Origin of the sequence: Hydrogenobacter hydrogenophilus (genome assembly GCF_900215655.1) — a bacterium.
Classification (GTDB): Bacteria; Aquificota; Aquificia; order Aquificales; family Aquificaceae; genus Hydrogenobacter; species Hydrogenobacter hydrogenophilus.
Window position 1 is genome coordinate 55,293 of record NZ_OBEN01000007.1, and the last position, 16,485, is coordinate 71,777.

General features: G+C 40.2%; 16 protein-coding genes and 1 tRNA gene. 8 read left to right on the forward strand and 9 right to left on the reverse strand.

The features are described 5' to 3' along the window. Positions 1 to 7 precede the first annotated feature (7 nt). Both rlmN and CP948_RS06465 read right to left on the reverse strand, forming a co-directional pair. Positions 8 to 1,042: a dual-specificity RNA methyltransferase RlmN gene (gene rlmN / locus CP948_RS06460; RefSeq protein WP_096602559.1), complete on the reverse strand. Its 1,035-nt coding sequence runs from the start codon at positions 1,040 to 1,042 to the stop codon at positions 8 to 10. A gap of 19 nt (positions 1,043 to 1,061) precedes the next feature. Further along, positions 1,062 to 1,135 (reverse strand) — tRNA-Lys (locus CP948_RS06465). A 44-nt stretch (positions 1,136 to 1,179) separates the two neighbouring features. On the opposite strand from CP948_RS06465, the gene guaB reads away from it, so the two are divergent. Genes guaB through CP948_RS06480 form a run of 3 tightly spaced genes read left to right on the forward strand, consistent with a single transcriptional unit; the run spans position 1,180 to position 4,352 of the window. After that, positions 1,180 to 2,646 carry an IMP dehydrogenase gene (gene guaB, locus CP948_RS06470; protein ID WP_096602561.1) on the forward strand — a complete coding sequence of 489 codons (1,467 nt, stop codon included), beginning with the start codon at positions 1,180 to 1,182 and terminating at the stop codon, positions 2,644 to 2,646. Beyond that, complete coding sequence (locus CP948_RS06475; protein WP_096602563.1) at positions 2,647 to 3,831, forward strand: type II secretion system F family protein; 1,185 nt, start codon at positions 2,647 to 2,649, stop codon at positions 3,829 to 3,831. Between the two features lie 2 nt (positions 3,832 to 3,833). Next, a complete protein-coding gene (locus CP948_RS06480) occupies positions 3,834 to 4,352 on the forward strand; it encodes a Zn-dependent protease (protein ID WP_096602565.1) in 519 nt (172 codons plus the stop codon). Here the strand turns inward: CP948_RS06480 and CP948_RS06485 are convergent. The 6 genes from CP948_RS06485 to kdsB all read right to left on the reverse strand — a co-directional run bounded on the left by CP948_RS06485 (position 4,320) and on the right by kdsB (position 10,522). Next, complete coding sequence (locus CP948_RS06485) at positions 4,320 to 5,525, reverse strand: MFS transporter (RefSeq protein WP_096602567.1); 1,206 nt, start codon at positions 5,523 to 5,525, stop codon at positions 4,320 to 4,322. The two genes, CP948_RS06480 and CP948_RS06485, sit on opposite strands and share 33 nt — an antisense overlap. 1 nt (position 5,526) lies before the next feature. Beyond that, a complete protein-coding gene (hisB, locus tag CP948_RS06490; protein WP_096602569.1) occupies positions 5,527 to 6,105 on the reverse strand; it encodes an imidazoleglycerol-phosphate dehydratase HisB in 579 nt (192 codons plus the stop codon). Next, entirely contained in the window at positions 6,092 to 7,075 is a 984-nt protein-coding gene (gene holA / locus CP948_RS06495; RefSeq protein WP_096602571.1) for a DNA polymerase III subunit delta, read from the reverse strand. Before holA ends, hisB begins: the two co-directional genes overlap by 14 nt. Beyond that, positions 7,075 to 8,373, reverse strand: coding sequence for a transcription termination factor Rho (gene rho / locus CP948_RS06500; RefSeq protein ID WP_096602573.1), 1,299 nt, complete (start codon positions 8,371 to 8,373; stop codon positions 7,075 to 7,077). Before rho ends, holA begins: the two co-directional genes overlap by 1 nt. Positions 8,374 to 8,392: 19 nt before the next feature. Continuing rightward, a complete protein-coding gene (gene mnmE / locus CP948_RS06505) occupies positions 8,393 to 9,742 on the reverse strand; it encodes a tRNA uridine-5-carboxymethylaminomethyl(34) synthesis GTPase MnmE (RefSeq protein ID WP_096602575.1) in 1,350 nt (449 codons plus the stop codon). A gap of 63 nt (positions 9,743 to 9,805) precedes the next feature. Next, entirely contained in the window at positions 9,806 to 10,522 is a 717-nt protein-coding gene (gene kdsB / locus CP948_RS06510) for a 3-deoxy-manno-octulosonate cytidylyltransferase (RefSeq protein WP_096602577.1), read from the reverse strand. A gap of 24 nt (positions 10,523 to 10,546) precedes the next feature. Here kdsB and mreC point away from each other — a divergent pair, with 24 nt between their 5' ends. Genes mreC through mrdA form a run of 3 tightly spaced genes read left to right on the forward strand, consistent with a single transcriptional unit; the run spans position 10,547 to position 13,558 of the window. Further along, on the forward strand, positions 10,547 to 11,347 hold the full coding sequence (gene mreC, locus CP948_RS06515; RefSeq protein ID WP_096602579.1) for a rod shape-determining protein MreC: 801 nt from the start codon (positions 10,547 to 10,549) through the stop codon (positions 11,345 to 11,347). Beyond that, a complete protein-coding gene (locus CP948_RS06520) occupies positions 11,344 to 11,799 on the forward strand; it encodes a hypothetical protein (RefSeq protein ID WP_096602581.1) in 456 nt (151 codons plus the stop codon). The genes mreC and CP948_RS06520 overlap by 4 nt, the downstream gene beginning before the upstream one ends. Continuing rightward, positions 11,786 to 13,558, forward strand: coding sequence for a penicillin-binding protein 2 (gene mrdA, locus CP948_RS06525; protein WP_096602583.1), 1,773 nt, complete (start codon positions 11,786 to 11,788; stop codon positions 13,556 to 13,558). Before CP948_RS06520 ends, mrdA begins: the two co-directional genes overlap by 14 nt. On the opposite strand, the gene CP948_RS06530 is transcribed toward mrdA, so the two are convergent. Further along, positions 13,559 to 15,013: a glycogen synthase gene (locus CP948_RS06530; RefSeq protein WP_096602585.1), complete on the reverse strand. Its 1,455-nt coding sequence runs from the start codon at positions 15,011 to 15,013 to the stop codon at positions 13,559 to 13,561. A 67-nt stretch (positions 15,014 to 15,080) separates the two neighbouring features. Between CP948_RS06530 and CP948_RS06535 the strand changes: the two genes are divergently transcribed. Together CP948_RS06535 and ybeY are read left to right on the forward strand one after the other, a co-directional pair. Then, a complete protein-coding gene (locus CP948_RS06535) occupies positions 15,081 to 16,109 on the forward strand; it encodes a PhoH family protein (protein WP_096602587.1) in 1,029 nt (342 codons plus the stop codon). Then, complete coding sequence (gene ybeY / locus CP948_RS06540; RefSeq protein ID WP_096602589.1) at positions 16,027 to 16,485, forward strand: rRNA maturation RNase YbeY; 459 nt, start codon at positions 16,027 to 16,029, stop codon at positions 16,483 to 16,485. The genes CP948_RS06535 and ybeY overlap by 83 nt, the downstream gene beginning before the upstream one ends.

Below are 16,485 nucleotides of genomic sequence, written 5' to 3' on the forward strand. Positions count from 1 at the left end.
AGTAGGATTATACCATTTCTCTTTTTCTGAGCTGTCCACAAGCCCCAAACACACTTATACCTTTGCTGAGTCGAACGAAAGTAGATATACCCATGCTCCAAAGTATTTTCTGAAATTCGTAAACTTGTGCCAACTGGGGTCTTTCGTAGGGAAGGTCTGGGTCTGGATTGTAAGGTATAAGGTTTACCTTAAACTTATTTTTGTGCCTTCCGATGAGCCTTCCAAGAGCAACAGCACATTCCTTTGTATCATTTATTCCTTTTATGAGCACGTATTCCAACATGATCCTTCTACCTTTTGGATAAGGATAATCCTTTAGTGTCTGGATGAGTTCCAAAAGACCGTTGGTTTTTGATATGGGCATAAGGGTTTCTCTGAGTTTTTCGTAAGGAGCGTTTATAGAAACAGCAAGGTTTATATCTCTCAGAATGGGATCCTTTGACATTCTCTTTATCTGAGCGATGAGACCGCTTGTGGATATGCTGACTCTTCTTTTTGAAAGGTCTATACCCCACGGGCTTACCATGATCTCAACAGCTTTTCTGACATTTTCATAATTAGCAAGAGGCTCTCCCATTCCCATGAACACCACATTTCTTATTCTTTGTGGCATGACCCTCCTTTGAACCTGCAAGAATTGGTCTATTATTTCCTCCGTTTTAAGATTTCTCACAAGTCCATCTATTGCGGTAGCACAAAACTTACATCCTACAGCACAGCCTATTTGGGAAGATACGCACAGAGTAAGGTGATCTCTTTCTCTTATAAGTACTGTCTCTACAGTATGTCCGTCTTTGGTTTTAAAAAGGTATTTGGTAGAATCTTCCGCAGGTATCTCTTTTTGGAACTCAAGAGCATGTACCAAGAATTTCTCTTTTAAAAATTTTCTTTCTTCTTTTGATATATCGGTCATAAGCTCAAAATCCGTCTGGAACTTTTTGTAGATCCATCCCATTATCTGCAGCGCCCTATAGCCAGGCATACCCCATTTGGAAGTCAAAACTCTAAGCTCATCAAGATTATAAGGCGTAATGTACTCCATAGGAATAATTTAATACAAGTGAGCCGGGCGGGATTCGAACCCGCGACCCACGGATTAAAAGTCCGTTGCTCTACCAGACTGAGCTACCGGCTCTATACCGCTATAAATTATACCAAAAAAAAAGCTATAATTAATATATGGAAGGTGAGCAGTTTATCGAAACCTATACCTTTGACGATGTTCTTTTGGTTCCTCAGTATTCAGAAGTTTTGCCCAGCGAAGTAGATGTCTCCACTTATCTAACTAAGAGAATAAAGCTGAACATACCCATAGTTTCCGCCGCTATGGATACAGTTACCGAATCAAGGCTTGCCATAGCTTTAGCCAGAGAAGGTGGTATAGGTATAATCCATAGGAATATGAGTGTAGAAAGGCAGGCCCAAGAGGTTGAGAAAGTGAAAAAGTCCGAAAGCGGTATGATACTCCAACCTATAACTGTGCGTCCTGAAGATACGGTAAGACATGCCATGCATATTATGGAAAAGTACAAGATCTCAGGCGTACCGGTGGTTGATGGTGATGGTATGCTCGTAGGTATACTTACAAATAGGGATTTGCGGTTCTTGAAGAGTACCGATTACGACAAGCCAGTATCCCTTTTTATGACCAAGGAAAGGCTCATAACCGCTCAGGAGAGAGTCACACTTGAAGAAGCAGAGGAAATACTACAGAAGCATAAGGTAGAAAAGCTCCCCATAGTGGATAAGGAAGGAAGGCTTCGCGGTCTTATAACCATAAAGGATATCGTCAAACGCAAGAAGTATCCCAACGCGTGTAAGGACGAAATAGGCAGACTAAGAGTAGGTGCTGCTGTAGGGGTAGGATCTGATGTAAAAAGGCGTGTTGAAGCTCTTGTGTCCGTTCATGTAGATGTCATAGTGGTAGATACCGCTCATGGACATTCAAAGAAGGTTATAGAAACAGTAGAGCTTATAAAGTCTAACTATCCACATGTTGATGTAATAGCAGGTAATGTGGCAACTGCAGAAGGTGTAAGAGATTTGATAAAGGCTGGTGCTGATGCTGTCAAGGTAGGTGTAGGTCCTGGTTCTATATGTACCACGAGAGTAGTTGCAGGTGTAGGTGTACCCCAAATTACAGCCATCATGTGGGCTTACAAAGCTGCAATGCCTTATGAAGTTCCCATCATAGCAGATGGAGGTATAAGGTATTCGGGAGACATAGTCAAGGCTCTTGCCGCTGGTGCAAGTGCTGTGATGTTGGGTAATTTACTTGCAGGTACAGAAGAAGCTCCGGGTGAGACCATATACTATCAGGGTAGGGCTTATAAAGTTTACAGGGGTATGGGGTCTTTGGGTGCTATGACAAGTAGGCTTTCAAGCGATAGATACGGTCAAGAAAACATGGAAAAGTTCGTTCCAGAGGGAATAGAAGGAAGAGTACCCTACAAAGGTAAGCTTAGTGATGTGATCTTCCAACTGGTAGGTGGATTACGGTCTGGTATGGGTTATGTGGGAGCTAAGAACCTAAAAGAGCTTAGAGAAAAAGCCAAGTTTGTAAAGATCACATACTCAGGCTATAAGGAATCTCATGTTCATGATGTGGTTATAACCAAGGAAGCACCAAACTATTGGGTAGAGTAAATGGCCCTGCTTTACACAGGCATAGATAGAGAAGGAAATCTAAGGAAAGGTAAGGTAGACATTCAGGACAAAGCAACCGCTTACAAAGTACTTTTAGCTCAAGGTATAAAACCTATAAGCATAGAAGAAGAAAAAAAGTTCTGGCACAAGGAAATAATAAAGAGAAAACCATCTGAGGATGAGCTATCCTTTACCCTTTTACAACTCTCCTTATTGCTTTCTTCCGGGCTTAACCTGAATAAAGCTCTTGAAGTGCTTAGTAAACAGGTGGATAATAAAACCATAATGAGCGCTTTAAACTCCGTCAGAGAGTCCATAGAGAGGGGTGAAGCCATATACTACGCTTTTAAAAAGACAGAAGTCTTTCCTGATTTTCTTGTAGAAATGCTGAGGATAGCAGAAAGAGGTGAAAACCTTGAGGAGATATTTCGCATGGCGGGGGAGTTTTTACAGCGCATGTCCCAAGTAAGATCAAAAGTTATATCTTCTCTCACTTATCCCGCTTTTGTTATAATGCTTAGTTTTATCTCTGTCATTGTAGTTATAAAGTTTGTAGTGCCAAAAATAGCCTCTGTGCTTGTAAGCTTTGGTAAAGACCTACCCTTAGCCACCAAAATCTTACTCTTTGTTTCCAAAATCGTAAGCTACTTTTTTTACCTTTTGCCCGCCTTATTGGTGGTTTTGCTTTTCTCAAGGGGTGTTGTAAGTAAGGAAAAGTTAGACATGATCTTTTTGAAGGTTCCCATTTTTGGAAAGGTCTCTTACCTTTTTAACCTTTCAAGATTTGCTGGTAGTTTGCGCATGAGTCTCCTTTCTGGCATACCTTTAGTGAAGGCTCTTACGCTAAGCAGGGGAAGTATAACTAACCACTATCTTAGAAAGAGATTAGAAGGTATAGAAGAAGAGCTTTCTAAGGGTATGAGTCTTTCTGAAGTGCTTAGGAAAACAGGTGTTTTCCCAACACTTTTTATCAACTTGATAAGCAGTGGTGAGAAAGGTGGACAGTTAGATAGGATGCTATTCCTCATTGAAGAGTTTTACGATAGGCAGGCCATGAGAGTAATATCTTTCTGGATAAGGTTTGCAGAGCCCATTTCCATGTTGATCATAGGTGTACTAGTTGCTTTTATAGTCCTTAGTGTTATACTCCCCATAACGGAGCTTTCTACGGGTATAAGAAGATAAGTATGTACATATACATAGTGAGTTTTGAAAATACAGAAAAGCGCCTTCTTTTCGCGGTAGCCAAGAATGTGAAAGAAACTTTTGATCTTGATGTAAGAGTTTCTTGGGTTGCTGGTTCTTTCAAATACGCCTATGATTCCCAAAGAAAACAGTACATGGCAGAAAAGGTGGTAGAGTACCTTTCTACTCTAAACTATCCAGGGCTTGTGAGAATGTTAGCCATTCTAAGCTCAGACCTTTATGCAAAAGACCTTGAGTTTGTGTTCGGGTTTGGGGTAAAAAGAGACGCAGTGGTAAGCACTTTCAGGCTTTGGGCTACAGAGGAAAGGCTCTTTTTTGAGAGAGTCTTTAAAGTGGTAAACCTGACTCTGGGAAAGACATTCGGACTTGATTATTGCAAAGATCACAAGTGTGTTATGAATCCGCACTTCTCTTTAACAGACATAGACGCTAAAACTAAAAACTTCTGCGATTACTGTAAAACAAAGTTAAAGACCGCTCTTTCCCAGCTTACCCTCTGATTGTAAAGTGTTAAACCATGTGTAAGCCAAAAGGTACCATAAAGCACACATAGCAAAAGCCAACAGAAGGAAGTAGTGTATACCATGTTTAAGAACAAAACCTCCCCAAAGACCACCCAAGAAAGCTCCAAAAAACTGGTTAGTGTTAAAAAATCCCAAGGATAAACCTCTCAGGTCTCTGTGAGTTAGTTTGGTAAGCAAAGATGGTACTATAGGTTCAAGTAAGTGAAAACCTATAAAGAAGAAAAAGACGAGCAAAACACTACCTAAAAAGTTTCTCATAAAGTAGTAAGCTAAAAAACCTAAAAATATAGAAAGTATACCTAATAAGAACACTTCTTTGAACTTACCCTTTTTTTCCGCAGCGATGGTAGAAGGAACCATCACCATCAAGGATAAGAAAACAGCAGGTAAGTATATCTCCCAATGTTTGGGTTTAGGAAAGTGGTAGTTGTAAACAAGCTCGTAAGGTATAACGGTGAATATGGCTACCAAGAAGGCGTGTAGTACACCTATGGAGAAGTTCAGCATTATTTGGTTTTTATCAGTTATAAGTAGTGTGAAGTTTTTTAGCGAAGGTTTTATTTCTCTTTCCTGTGCGTGGACCTTAGGTTCAGGTATGAAAAATGCAAGGTAAAAAACCGCAAGGGTGCTCAGAAAAGCGGTTAAGAAAAACAAGAAAGGAACACCCATGTATCCTGCAAGCACTGGAGCTAAGGTTATGCTAAGAGCAAAAACCATACCTATGGAAGCACCTATGTGGGCAAAAGCTCTTGTTCTTACTTCCTCTCTTGTAAGGTCTGCTGCCAGAGCTATCATAGCGGATGATACCGCACCAAAACCTTGAATAAATCTTGCAACTATCATGCTCCATATGTTAGTAGCCAAACCACCCATAAGGCTTCCCAGTATGTAAGTTAGCATCCCAAAGATTATTATTGGTTTCCTACCGTATTTGTCAGATAAGTATCCAAAAGGTATCTGCAAAAAAGCCTGTGCAAGGCCGTATATACCTATAGCCAAACCTATAAGTTGAGGAGATGAACCTTCAAGAGTTTTAAGATAAGGTGAAAGCACAGGCAAAAGCAGGAAAAGACCTAACATTCTAACTGCAACAGCAAATGTTATACCTAAAACACTTTTTATTTCTTCAGGTGTAAAGTCTTTGAGCATACTAAATACCTCCTTTAGTAGAAGGCACATCTGTACCTTGTATGCTAACCGCTTCTTTTAGGGTTTTTGCTAAGGATTTAAAGCATGCTTCTGCTACATGATGAAGTATTTTACCGCTTATTACCCTTATGTGAAGGGTGCTTTTGGAAAAAAGTGCAAAACCTTTGAAGAACTCCCATATGAGCTCAAAGTCAAAGTCAGTTATTTTACCTCTTAGTCCCAAGTCTTCGTAGAAGAAAAGTGGCCTGCCTGATATGTCTATACTGCTCATAACCAAAGCTTCATCCATAGGTACTATGCTATAACCGAATCTGTTTATACCTTTCTTGTCTCCCAGAGCCTTATCAAAAGCCATTCCTATCACTATACCTAAGTCTTCTACTGTGTGGTGGTGTGATACATGAACATCACCTTCCGCGTAAACTTCCATGTCAAAGCCCGAATGCTTGGAGAGGGTCTCCAACATGTGGCTGATAAAACCAACAGGTGTTTTTATGCAGTAAGACCCTGTACCGTCAAGGTTTATGTATATTTCAATTTTGGTCTCTTTGGTCTCTCTACTTATCTTAGCTTCTCGCATATCTAAGGTATTCTATCACAAAACGCCTTAGGCTCTCCCCCGGATCTGCAAAGTAGACCTTCTCCAAAGCATCAAGGTTATGAAGCTTAACGATTAAAATCCTTAACTCTTCTAAAGAGAACTTTTCCGCGTATACTCTAAAACTGTGTTTAAGATATGGGCTGGTCAAACCAAGTTCTGCTAAAGCTTTTTCTTTGTCTTGTCCTGAACTTACCAAGGAGAAAAGCTTGAGTGCATAGCTTATCATAACCGCCTGTATCTGAAGAGGGTGTGTGCCAGCTCTGAGGAGTGAAGAAAGGGACAGTAAGGCTTTTTCAAAGTCTCTATTAAAAAAGGCATCTACAAAGTCAAAAACCGTGTATTCTGCACTTGAAACACAGATCCTTTTTACATCCTCAATAGTTATCCTGCCCTCTTTGTAAAGAAGAAGTTTATCCACCTCGTTTTTTAGCTCCATAAGGTTGTAAGAGGTGATCTCAAGGAGGTAATCAAGGGCTTGGTCTTCTATCTCTCTTCCTTCCTTCTCAAACCTGTTTTTGACTATCTCTTTGATTTTTTTCTTGTTGGGAACTTTTGCCTCAAGGAAATCGCCTACGCTGAGGAGGGTTTTTAGGGGTTCTTTTTCAAGCTGTTGCTTTGTGAGCTTCTCAGACACCACTAAAAATATACTGGCATTTTTGAGCCGTTTTGTAAGAGAAATAAAATAACTGGCATCTTTTATGGATTTTAGTAGTTCCTCTGCTTTTTTGACTATATATACTCTCCTTTTCTTGGTAAACATCTCGCCTTCGGAAAAAACAGAAAAGAAAGACTTTCTGTCCAGCTCGTCACCCCAAAGAATTTTTACTTCGTAAAGGTTTGATAGTTTGTCAACAAAGGTTTTTAGGACATACTCATCCTCTACCTGCACTAAGTTTACGGGTTTTATCTCTCTGTTTTCTAAGCCTTTCTGATATTCGATCAGGTTCATCAGGAGTGCATAGCTTTCAGAAAATCTTTATTAGTCTTGAACTTTTTGAGCTTGTCCAGCAGAAATTCCATAGCTTCTATGGGATCCATGGTGGCAAGGAACTTTCTAAGCACCCAGACTCTCTGAAGTTCCCACTCCTCAAGGAGAAGCTCTTCCTTCCTTGTACCTGACTTTTCTATGTTTATTGCAGGGAATATTCTTCTCTCCATGAGCCTTCTGTCTAAGTGTATCTCCATATTACCTGTACCCTTAAACTCTTCGTATATAACATCGTCCATCTTAGAACCTGTTTCTATAAGTGCTGTAGCTATTATGGTAAGAGAACCTCCTTCCTCTATATTTCTTGCTGCGCCAAAGAACTTCTTAGGTCTTTGAAGAGCGGTTGCCTCTATACCACCTGTTAGGACTCTACCTGTGGGTGGGGTTACCGCATTGGCTGCTCTTCCAAACCTGGTCATAGAGTCAAGGAGTATAACCACATCGTGTTTTAATTCTACAAGCCTTTTTGCCTTTTCTACTACAAGCTCTGCTACCTGCATGTGCCTTTCTGGAGGCTCGTCAAAAGTTGATGCTACTACTTCTGCTCCATCACCTACTATTCTCCTCATCTCTGTAACTTCTTCTGGGCGTTCGTCGATTAGCAATATGATAAGATGCACCTCTGGGTGATTTTGGATGAGTGCTTTTGCTATCTTCTGAAGCAGGACAGTCTTACCTGCTTTTGGCGGAGCTACTATGAGTCCTCTCTGACCTTTTCCTATAGGAGTCAAGAGGCTTACAACTCTTGTAGAAAGTTCCGTAGGTGATACCTCTAAGTTAAACCTTTCAGTAGGATGATAAGGTGTGAGTTTTTCAAAGAGAGGTCTGTTTTTTAGGACCTCAGGGTCTGGTGGTAAGCCATTTACTGATTCTATTTTTATGAGGGCTTGATACTTTTCTTTCTCTTGGGGTGGTCTTGCAAAGCCTATAATGGTATCGCCTGTTCTAAGTCCGAACTTCTTTATTTGGGAAGGTGATACATAAATGTCGGTAGAGCTTGGCATGTAGTTATTTTCCGCGCTTCTTATAAAACCATAGCTTTCAGGAAGTATTTCAAGTACCCCCTTTACAAAGTTTAGTCCTTCTTCCTTTGCTTGAGTAGTGAGTATCTTCTCTATAAGCTCTTCTTTTCTTAAGCCAGTTACTCTTGACAAGTCAAGCTCTCTTCCTATCTTCTGAAGCTCTCCTAAGGACATTTTCCTAAGCTCTTCGTAAGAGTAAATCTTTTTTTCTTGAGTAGTTGGTGTCTCTTGTTCCATCACAGATCCTCCTTTTTTTTTATTTCCCTATGCAAAATCTTGAAAATATTTCACTAAGCATGTCCTCGGTGGTGATGGCTCCTACTATCTGGTCAAGATAACTCAGTGCTTCTCTAAGCTCCAAAGCCAATATCTCAGGAGAAAGGTCTTCTACCTTTAACCTCTGCAGGAGAGGTTCTAAAACACCCAAGGACTTTCTTAGAAGCTCACCATGGCGCACAGATAAGTATACCATCATACCGTCATACCCAAAAACTCCTGCCTTTTCAAGCATAAGTTTTTTAAGCTCTTGCATGCCTTGTCCTGTCTTTGCGCTTACGCAAACACCGTCTGGAAATATCTTTTTCATAGAAGGGTCTAATCCTAAATCCATCTTATTTAGCACTTTTATGTGGTCTTTTTGTTTGATCAAATTATAAACTTCCCAATCTTCTTCTTCAAGAGGGTTTGAAGCATCAACTACAAAAAGCACCAAGTCTGCAGATTCCAAAGCGGATAGACTTCTTTTTATTCCTATTGCCTCTACTTCGTCCTTAGTTTGTCTTATCCCTGCGGTATCTATAAGGTTTATGGGTATTCCTCCTAAATGCATCTGCTCCTGCAAAAAGTCCCTTGTTGTTCCAGGTATGTGCGTCACTATTGCTCTTTCTGTTCCAAGAAGTGCGTTAAACAAAGAAGATTTACCTACATTTGGCTTTCCCACTATGGCTAAGTTTATACCTCTTCTGATGAACTCTCCAGCTTTGACTGTGGACAGTAAGTTCTTTATGCTTTCTATTATAAGTGTAAGAAGCTCAAGCAGTTGTTCTTTTTCAATGGTAGGAATGTCTTGCTCTGCAAACTCTATATCCGCCTCTACATAAGCCAAAAGCTCAATAAGTCTTTCCCTTAGGGGATTTATGTGCTTGGAAAGCTCACCCTGTAGTTGTCTTAGAGCTACCTGTCTTGCAAGGTCTGTTTTGGCACTTATAAGGTCTGCAACCGCTTCTGCCTGTGTTATGTCAAGCTTTCCGTTGAGAAAGGCTCTCTTGGTAAACTCTCCCGGTTCTGCAAGCCTTATACCCTCTTTTAGGAATACTTCCAAAGCTCTTTTGAGTACAAGAGGATTTCCGTGTAGATACATCTCTACCATATCCTCACCGGTGTAGGAATGTGGTGCCTTGTAGTATATAAGTATTCCTTCATCAAGCAGTTGATCACCATCCATTAGCCTGAAAAAGTGAGCGTAGCGTGGTTTTAATTTACCTTTTAACTGTATGTGTTTTTCCACCTTTTCCCAAAGACCAGCACCTGACATTCTAAGCATGCCTATGGCACTCTCTCCATAAGGTGTTGCTATAGCAATAATAGGTTCTCTATGCCTAACCATGGATTTTTACTACCGTGTGTTTATTTAAGATAACACTTTTAGAAAAAATTTCAATTTGGAAAATCACTGAGTAAAGCTTTTGAGCAGTCTTTCTGACACGAGCTTAGCATCTTCTTCTGTATCCACTCCGTGATAGTAGTTTTGGGTCAAAAGTACTTTTATCTTCACTCCATTCTCTAAGAGTCTCAATTGTTCCAAGGATTCTCTTCTTTCAAGTTCTCCCCTATCCCAACGGGTAAACTCCATAAGAACCTCCTTTCTAAAGGCGTATATGCCTACATGCTTGAGAGGATATATCCCAGATGGAGACTCAACAAAGAAGGGTATAGCGCTTCTTGAAAAGTAAAGAGCAGTTCCATCTTTTGCAAGCACCACTTTTACGGATGAAGGGTCTTCATAAGCCTTTTCGTCCCTTAAGGCTAAGGTGGCAACAGAAAAATCCTCAAGAGCTTTAAATAGCCTGCTTACATCCTCTGGATATACGAAAGGCTCATCCCCTTGATAGTTGATAACATAATCCACATCTTCTTCTTTTATTGCGTAAGCTACTCTATCACTTCCAGAGGGTAGGTCTGCTGGTGTATAAACTACCTTTATAGGGAGATCCTTAACCACACTCGCTATCTTTTCACTGTCTGTTGCAAGAAGAACCTCCTCACCTGTTTTTAAACAGCCTTCCGCGACCCACCTTATCAAAGGCTTTCCAGCCAACACCTTCAATGGTTTTTCTTTGAGCCGTGTAGAAGATAGTCTTGCAGGTATTACTATAAGTTTTCTCATAAGAGATATAATTTACAACAGGGTATGGGCAGGAAAAGATGGATAATCTACCTCTCTCTGATCCTTTTAAATATTTTTCTTTACTTTTCAAACATATCCTCAAGTAAGTACCTCTCTTTCCTTTTTGATATCTTGTACAGCATACTTATGCCAGTCATAGAATTAAAAACGCAGTTAGCCAACACGATGAGCAATAGTGTAAATAGATACATATACCTTGTGAATGTAGAAAAAACTAATCGCGAGCTTTTAAAACAAGTGCAGGAGCTTTATCTTTATAAAAGCCAGTTAAGGATCTGTGAGACATCTCTCAAAAGCCTGTCTGAGCTTATGGACATTCAAGCACAAAACTACATTAAGGATATAGTATTTGCGGGGGTTGTAGGGTATGACCCATCAGGTATGGATACTTTTGTGCTCATAGATAAGGGTAAAGATCAGGGAATAGAGGAAGGCTTTGTAGTGTTTTTTAAGGATAGGTTTGTAGGTATAGTGGACAAAGTCTTTGGTAGCTCCTCAAGAGTCAGAACAGTTTACTCAAAAGATCTTACTGTCTCCTCAACCACAGAATCTACAGGAAAGAGTTATATATACAAAGGGGGATGGCGATATGGACAGCTTCTTTATGTAAACCTTGAAGATCCTATAGAAAAAGGTAATTTGGTGCTTTTGAGAGATAACAGAAAGGTTATTCCTGCTTTTATAATAGGAACTGTGCTAAAATCAGAGCAGAGAAACGATCAGTTTTTTAAAAAAGTGTTGGTTCTACCTTCTGTGGACATAAGAAAGCTTGAGTATGTGGTAGTCATAAAGGCAAGGTTATGAAGTTTTATGTGATCTCCTTTCTTTTGGCTTTCACGCAAGCTTCTGTGATAACTGGATTATTTGTGTCAAATCTTTATGTACCCGACTTGGTTCTTCTTTATCTCTTTTTACACACAAGCAAACAAGAGAAGGTGGATGTTAAAAAGCCACTCATATCAGGGCTTTACCTTGACCTTATGTACGACACCTTTGGTTGGAACATATCTGGAAAAATGCTTGTAAGTCTTTTCCTTGAAATTTTCAAAAGCAGGTGGGAGTTCGCTACACGCCTGTCTTTGATAATCTTTTACGGTTTTGTAGCGCTTTTGGAGCATCTTTTTAGGTATATCCTGTTTAGGCTCAAGTACTACTATCCTTTTGACTTGCGCACCTTCTTTTTAGGTTTTTCTATTGAACTGTTCCTTTTATATCTTTTGACCTTATTTATAATCAAAAAGCATGCACAGACGTAGGTTCATCTTTCTTGCTTTGCTTAGTGCCGTCCTTTATCTGGTGGTCCTTTTAAGACTTATCTACATGCAGATCTTTAAAGGTTCTTACTTCGCAGAACTTTCTAAGAAAAACTATTTACGGCTAAAGGTACTTTACCCACAGAGAGGGGACATACTTGACAGAAACGGTGAAAAGTTGGCTTACGATATTCCTAAGTATGTACTGTTTCTTGACCCTCAAAAGCTTGAAGATAAGACAGTTCTTAAGGATATACTTAAAGAATTAAAGGACATTTTCCAAGTGGATCTGGACGAAAATGCATTGAAACAGAGAGTAAAGGGCTTTGATCCCATACCCGTAAAAAACTTAGAAACACAAGAGGAAATAGACAAGTTTTACAACAACAGCTACAAACTACCGGGTGTGTTTATAAACATGATTCCACAAAGGTACTACCCCTACGGCGAGATGGTTTCCCATGTAGTTGGGTACACAAGCTATCCTGATCAAGAAGAGCTAAGAAGATATAAAGACAGAATTTCTACCCAAAGCCTTATAGGTAAGTACGGTATAGAAAAGGCGTTAGATGAGTTTATTCTGGGATATACAGGTGGGCAGGAAATTATGATAAACGCTGTAGGGAAACCTATAAAGGTTATAAGGGATATACCACCCAAGAAAGGCAATACCGTAGTGCTCACTGTAGACCTTAGGATTCAGAGGATAATTTACGAGGTATTTAGGGATTCTGGACACAAAGCGGGTGGGGTAATTCTTCTTCACGCAAAGACGGGTGAAGTTCTCGGTTTGCTAAGTTATCCCTGCTTTGATCCCAATGTAATATCTGACAAGTGGCAGGAATACCTATCAGACCCTTACAGACCACTGTTTAACAGGTGTTTATTTGCCAAGTATCCCCCTGCCTCCGTTATAAAGCCTGCTTTAGCACTTGCGCTTCTTAAAAAAGGAATATCCTTAAAAGACGGTGTGGTTTGCCAAGGGAAGTTTGAGCTGGGCAACAGGACTTTTTACTGCTGGAACAGGCACGGTCATGGATGGGAAAATGTAAAAACCGCTATAAGAGACTCCTGCGATGTTTTCTTTTACAACTATGGATATTACAAACTTGGACCTAAAGGCATAGAAGAAACCCTTAGAGAGTTTTCTTATGCGGAGGGTATCCCCTTTGAACTACCCTGTGGCAAGGGCTTTATACCCACACCTTCTTGGAAAAAAAAGAGGTTCGGATCTGCTTGGTACGGAGGTGATACGGTAAATCTATCTATAGGTCAGGGTTATATAACTGCCACTTTGCTTGAGCAGGTGCTTATGATGAGCGGTATAGTTAATAATGGAGTGATATACAAGCCTACATTAGTTAGAGAGATAAGAGATCCATACGGGAAGGTAGTTTGGAGAAACAGAAAAACAGTTTATAAGGTAGTAAGAGCGTCTCCTGAGCACTTTGGCATTGTAAAAGAAGCTCTGAGAGATGTGGTAAGAAGAGGAACCGCTCAATCTGCCAACTCACACATAGCAGAGATTGCAGGAAAAACGGGAACCGCCCAAGTATCCCCTCTAAGTGCAAAGAGGAAGCACCTGCCTTACCACCTTAGGGATCACGCTTGGTTTGTAGGTTTTGCGCCCTACAGAGATCCCATATTTGTGATAGGTGTCTTGGTAGAGCATGGAAGATCTGGTGGTGCAGTTGCAGCACCTATAGCAAGGAACATAATAGAGCGCATATACATAGAAGGTATAAACAGAGAGTTTATGTGATTATCCTTGATACTTTCTTAAAAGCACTGCAGATGAATAAATACCTTCGTACTGTTTGGCGCTTTTTTCCCACGAAAAATCTACAGACATGCACCTCTTTATTAGCTCTGACCATCTCTTTGATCCATTACACTTTTCCATTTCGTAAAAAACCGCAGCTTTAAGCATAGCATGAAAAAGCTCTTTGGGTTTATACTCTTCAAAGGTAAAGCCTGTGCCCGTTTGGGGATTTTCTATGACATCTATAACGGTATCTTTGAGCCCTCCTGTCTTTCTAACTATGGGGACAGTCCCATACCTCATAGCTATCATTTGAGATATACCGCAAGGTTCAAAAAGAGAAGGCATAAGAAACATGTCGCTTCCTGCATAAACTTTGTGAGCTAGCTCTTCGTTGTACTCTATCCTGACCCTAACACTGTTGGGATACTTCTTCATAAAATCTATTAGCATGCTTTGGTAAAACTCTTCACCCGAACCTAAAAAGACAAACTCAAAACCTTCTACAACCGCTTGAGGGATAACATCCTTTATAATGTCAAATCCTTTCTGAGCGGTAAGTCTTGATACCATACCCACAAGAGGTTTGTCCTCCTTGCCCGTTAAACCAAAAACCTCCCGTAAATGCTTTTTATTGGCATACTTCTTTTTTTTGAAATTTTTTACACTATAGCGCACCTTTATGTAATTATCTCTTTCTGGATTCCATATGTCGTAGTCTATACCGTTGAGTATTCCAAAAAAGTACTTTTTCTCTCTTATTACACCCTCAAGACCATAAGCGTACTCTTTTAGCTCTTCCGCATAAGAAGGACTAACAGTAGTTAGAACATCACAGAACAAGATACCAGCTTTAAGGAAGTTTATCTTCCCGTAGAACTCAATACCTCCAAAGGGATGAAATACTTCCCACGGAAGGTTAAGTCTGGGTAAAAAATGACTGTCAAATATACCTTGGTGCATAGCGTTATGTATGGTAAACACTACAGCCATGTAATCCATACTTTGATAGTAGAGATGTTTATAAAGACCCAACATGGCGGTGTGCCAATCGTGGATATGTACTACATCTGGGGATAGTGCCATACGCTTTATAACCTCAAGTCCTGCAAGACCCAAAAAACCGGCTCTTAGGGGATTGTCTTCGTAGGTTCCTTTAGGGGGAGAGTAGGGATAGTCCCTACGATAGTAAGGAGGGTAGTCTACAAAAAAAAATCTGATACCATCAAGCTTATCTTCGTAAAGGTTAAAGCTTTTCCACTCATGGTCCATATAAATTTTTATGTTTTCTGCTGTTTTTGTAGGATTTGCCTTTATACCCTTGTGAAGAGGAAGGATAACAGATACCTCGTGTCCCAATTTAACCAAGGTTTTTGAAAGGGAATGTATCACATCCCCCAACCCACCTACCTTTATGTAAGGTGCGCTCTCAAAAGCGACCATAACCACCTTCATGCTGATAAAATTTTATCATGGACTATTGAAATTATTCTTTGGATAAGTATATTTATACAACAAGAGGATGTCAAGCGCAGAAAAGGTAGAAGAAAGAGTAGATTTGGGTAGTTTTGATGAAGTCTTTTATGCCATAGTAGGGCGTGCTGATGAAAATCTCAAGTACTTTTCCCAACTGTTTGATGTGAAGATGTTAGCAAGAGGTACGGAGATCACTATCAGGGGAGAAGAGGACAAAGTAAAGCAGGCATATGACTTTATAAGAAGCACTATAAAGGAGCTCAGGTCTCATCCCATGACTGCACAGGAAGTAAGGGAAAAGGCAAAAGAGTATGTAAGCAAAAGGACAGCTCTTCAGCAGGAAGATAAGGAAAACATCATCTTGATGACTCACAGAAGAAAAGCCATAGTCCCCAAAACTCGCACACAGAAGATATACGTAGATGCTATAAAAAACAACGACATAGTTTTTGGTATAGGTCCCGCAGGAACTGGAAAAACATACTTAGCTATGGCTATGGCTCTTGCACACCTGAAAGAAAACAAGGTTAACAAGATAATACTCACAAGACCTGCTGTTGAGGCTGGAGAAAAGTTGGGCTTTCTACCAGGGGGCATAGCGGAGAAAGTAGACCCGTATCTTAGACCCCTCTACGATGCCCTTTATGATATGGTGGATTACGATAAAGCTAGTTATATGCTTGAGAGGAACATTATAGAGATAGCACCTCTTGCCTTCATGAGAGGAAGAACACTTAACGATGCTTTCATAATACTTGACGAAGCTCAAAATTCCACCAAAGAACAGATGAAGATGTTCCTTACCCGTATAGGATTTGGTTCCAAGGTAGTCATCACAGGTGACATAACGCAGATAGACCTTCCCAAGAGGGAACATTCAGGACTGGTAGAAGCCATAAAGGTACTTCAGGGCATAGAAGGCATAAGTTTCGTTTGGTTTACGGAAGAAGATGTGGTAAGACATCCCATAGTTGCGAGGATAATAAAGGCTTATGAGGAATTTGAAAGATCAAAGGAAGAACAGGATACAGATAAAGCTACACAAGAGAGTAAGCGTAAAGAAGAGCTGGATTGAAGAAGTATGCCATCGCATAGCTCAGATCCTTGACCTTAATAAGGTTGAGGTGAGTGTTTTCCTCACAGATGATAAGACTGTTCAAGAACTCAACAGGACATACAGAAATAAAGACAAACCTACTGATGTGCTATCTTTCCCTATAAACGAAAGAGTAGGTGATTGGCTCCTTCTTGGAGACATAGTGATCTCCGTAGATACCGCAAAAAGGCAAGCATCATCTTTTGGACACTCTTTTAAGGAAGAACTAAAGCGACTTTTGGTTCACGGCTTTATCCACCTTATAGGGTATGATCACGAACTTGGAGGTGAAGAAGAAAGAAAGTTTTTCAGTTTGGAAGAGCATGTGCTAAAAAACCTTTTAGAATATACTTAA

What these genes read in the sequence shown, in the direction of transcription:
- CP948_RS06520 (WP_096602581.1), top strand. Translation starts at nt 11,344, where the DNA reads ATGAAGTTTTATGTGATCTCCTTTCTTTTGGCTTTCACGCAAGCTTCT.
- kdsB (WP_096602577.1), bottom strand. Translation starts at nt 10,522, where the DNA reads ATGAGAAAACTTATAGTAATACCTGCAAGACTATCTTCTACACGGCTC.
- CP948_RS06485 (WP_096602567.1), bottom strand. Translation starts at nt 5,525, where the DNA reads ATGCTCAAAGACTTTACACCTGAAGAAATAAAAAGTGTTTTAGGTATA.
- mrdA (WP_096602583.1), top strand. Translation starts at nt 11,786, where the DNA reads ATGCACAGACGTAGGTTCATCTTTCTTGCTTTGCTTAGTGCCGTCCTT.
- mnmE (WP_096602575.1), bottom strand. Translation starts at nt 9,742, where the DNA reads ATGGTTAGGCATAGAGAACCTATTATTGCTATAGCAACACCTTATGGA.
- mreC (WP_096602579.1), top strand. Translation starts at nt 10,547, where the DNA reads ATGGGCAGGAAAAGATGGATAATCTACCTCTCTCTGATCCTTTTAAAT.
- ybeY (WP_096602589.1), top strand. Translation starts at nt 16,027, where the DNA reads ATGAGGAATTTGAAAGATCAAAGGAAGAACAGGATACAGATAAAGCTA.
- holA (WP_096602571.1), bottom strand. Translation starts at nt 7,075, where the DNA reads ATGAACCTGATCGAATATCAGAAAGGCTTAGAAAACAGAGAGATAAAA.
- CP948_RS06475 (WP_096602563.1), top strand. Translation starts at nt 2,647, where the DNA reads ATGGCCCTGCTTTACACAGGCATAGATAGAGAAGGAAATCTAAGGAAA.
- rlmN (WP_096602559.1), bottom strand. Translation starts at nt 1,042, where the DNA reads ATGGAGTACATTACGCCTTATAATCTTGATGAGCTTAGAGTTTTGACT.
- CP948_RS06535 (WP_096602587.1), top strand. Translation starts at nt 15,081, where the DNA reads ATGTCAAGCGCAGAAAAGGTAGAAGAAAGAGTAGATTTGGGTAGTTTT.
- guaB (WP_096602561.1), top strand. Translation starts at nt 1,180, where the DNA reads ATGGAAGGTGAGCAGTTTATCGAAACCTATACCTTTGACGATGTTCTT.
- hisB (WP_096602569.1), bottom strand. Translation starts at nt 6,105, where the DNA reads ATGCGAGAAGCTAAGATAAGTAGAGAGACCAAAGAGACCAAAATTGAA.
- rho (WP_096602573.1), bottom strand. Translation starts at nt 8,373, where the DNA reads ATGGAACAAGAGACACCAACTACTCAAGAAAAAAAGATTTACTCTTAC.
- CP948_RS06480 (WP_096602565.1), top strand. Translation starts at nt 3,834, where the DNA reads ATGTACATATACATAGTGAGTTTTGAAAATACAGAAAAGCGCCTTCTT.
- CP948_RS06530 (WP_096602585.1), bottom strand. Translation starts at nt 15,013, where the DNA reads ATGAAGGTGGTTATGGTCGCTTTTGAGAGCGCACCTTACATAAAGGTA.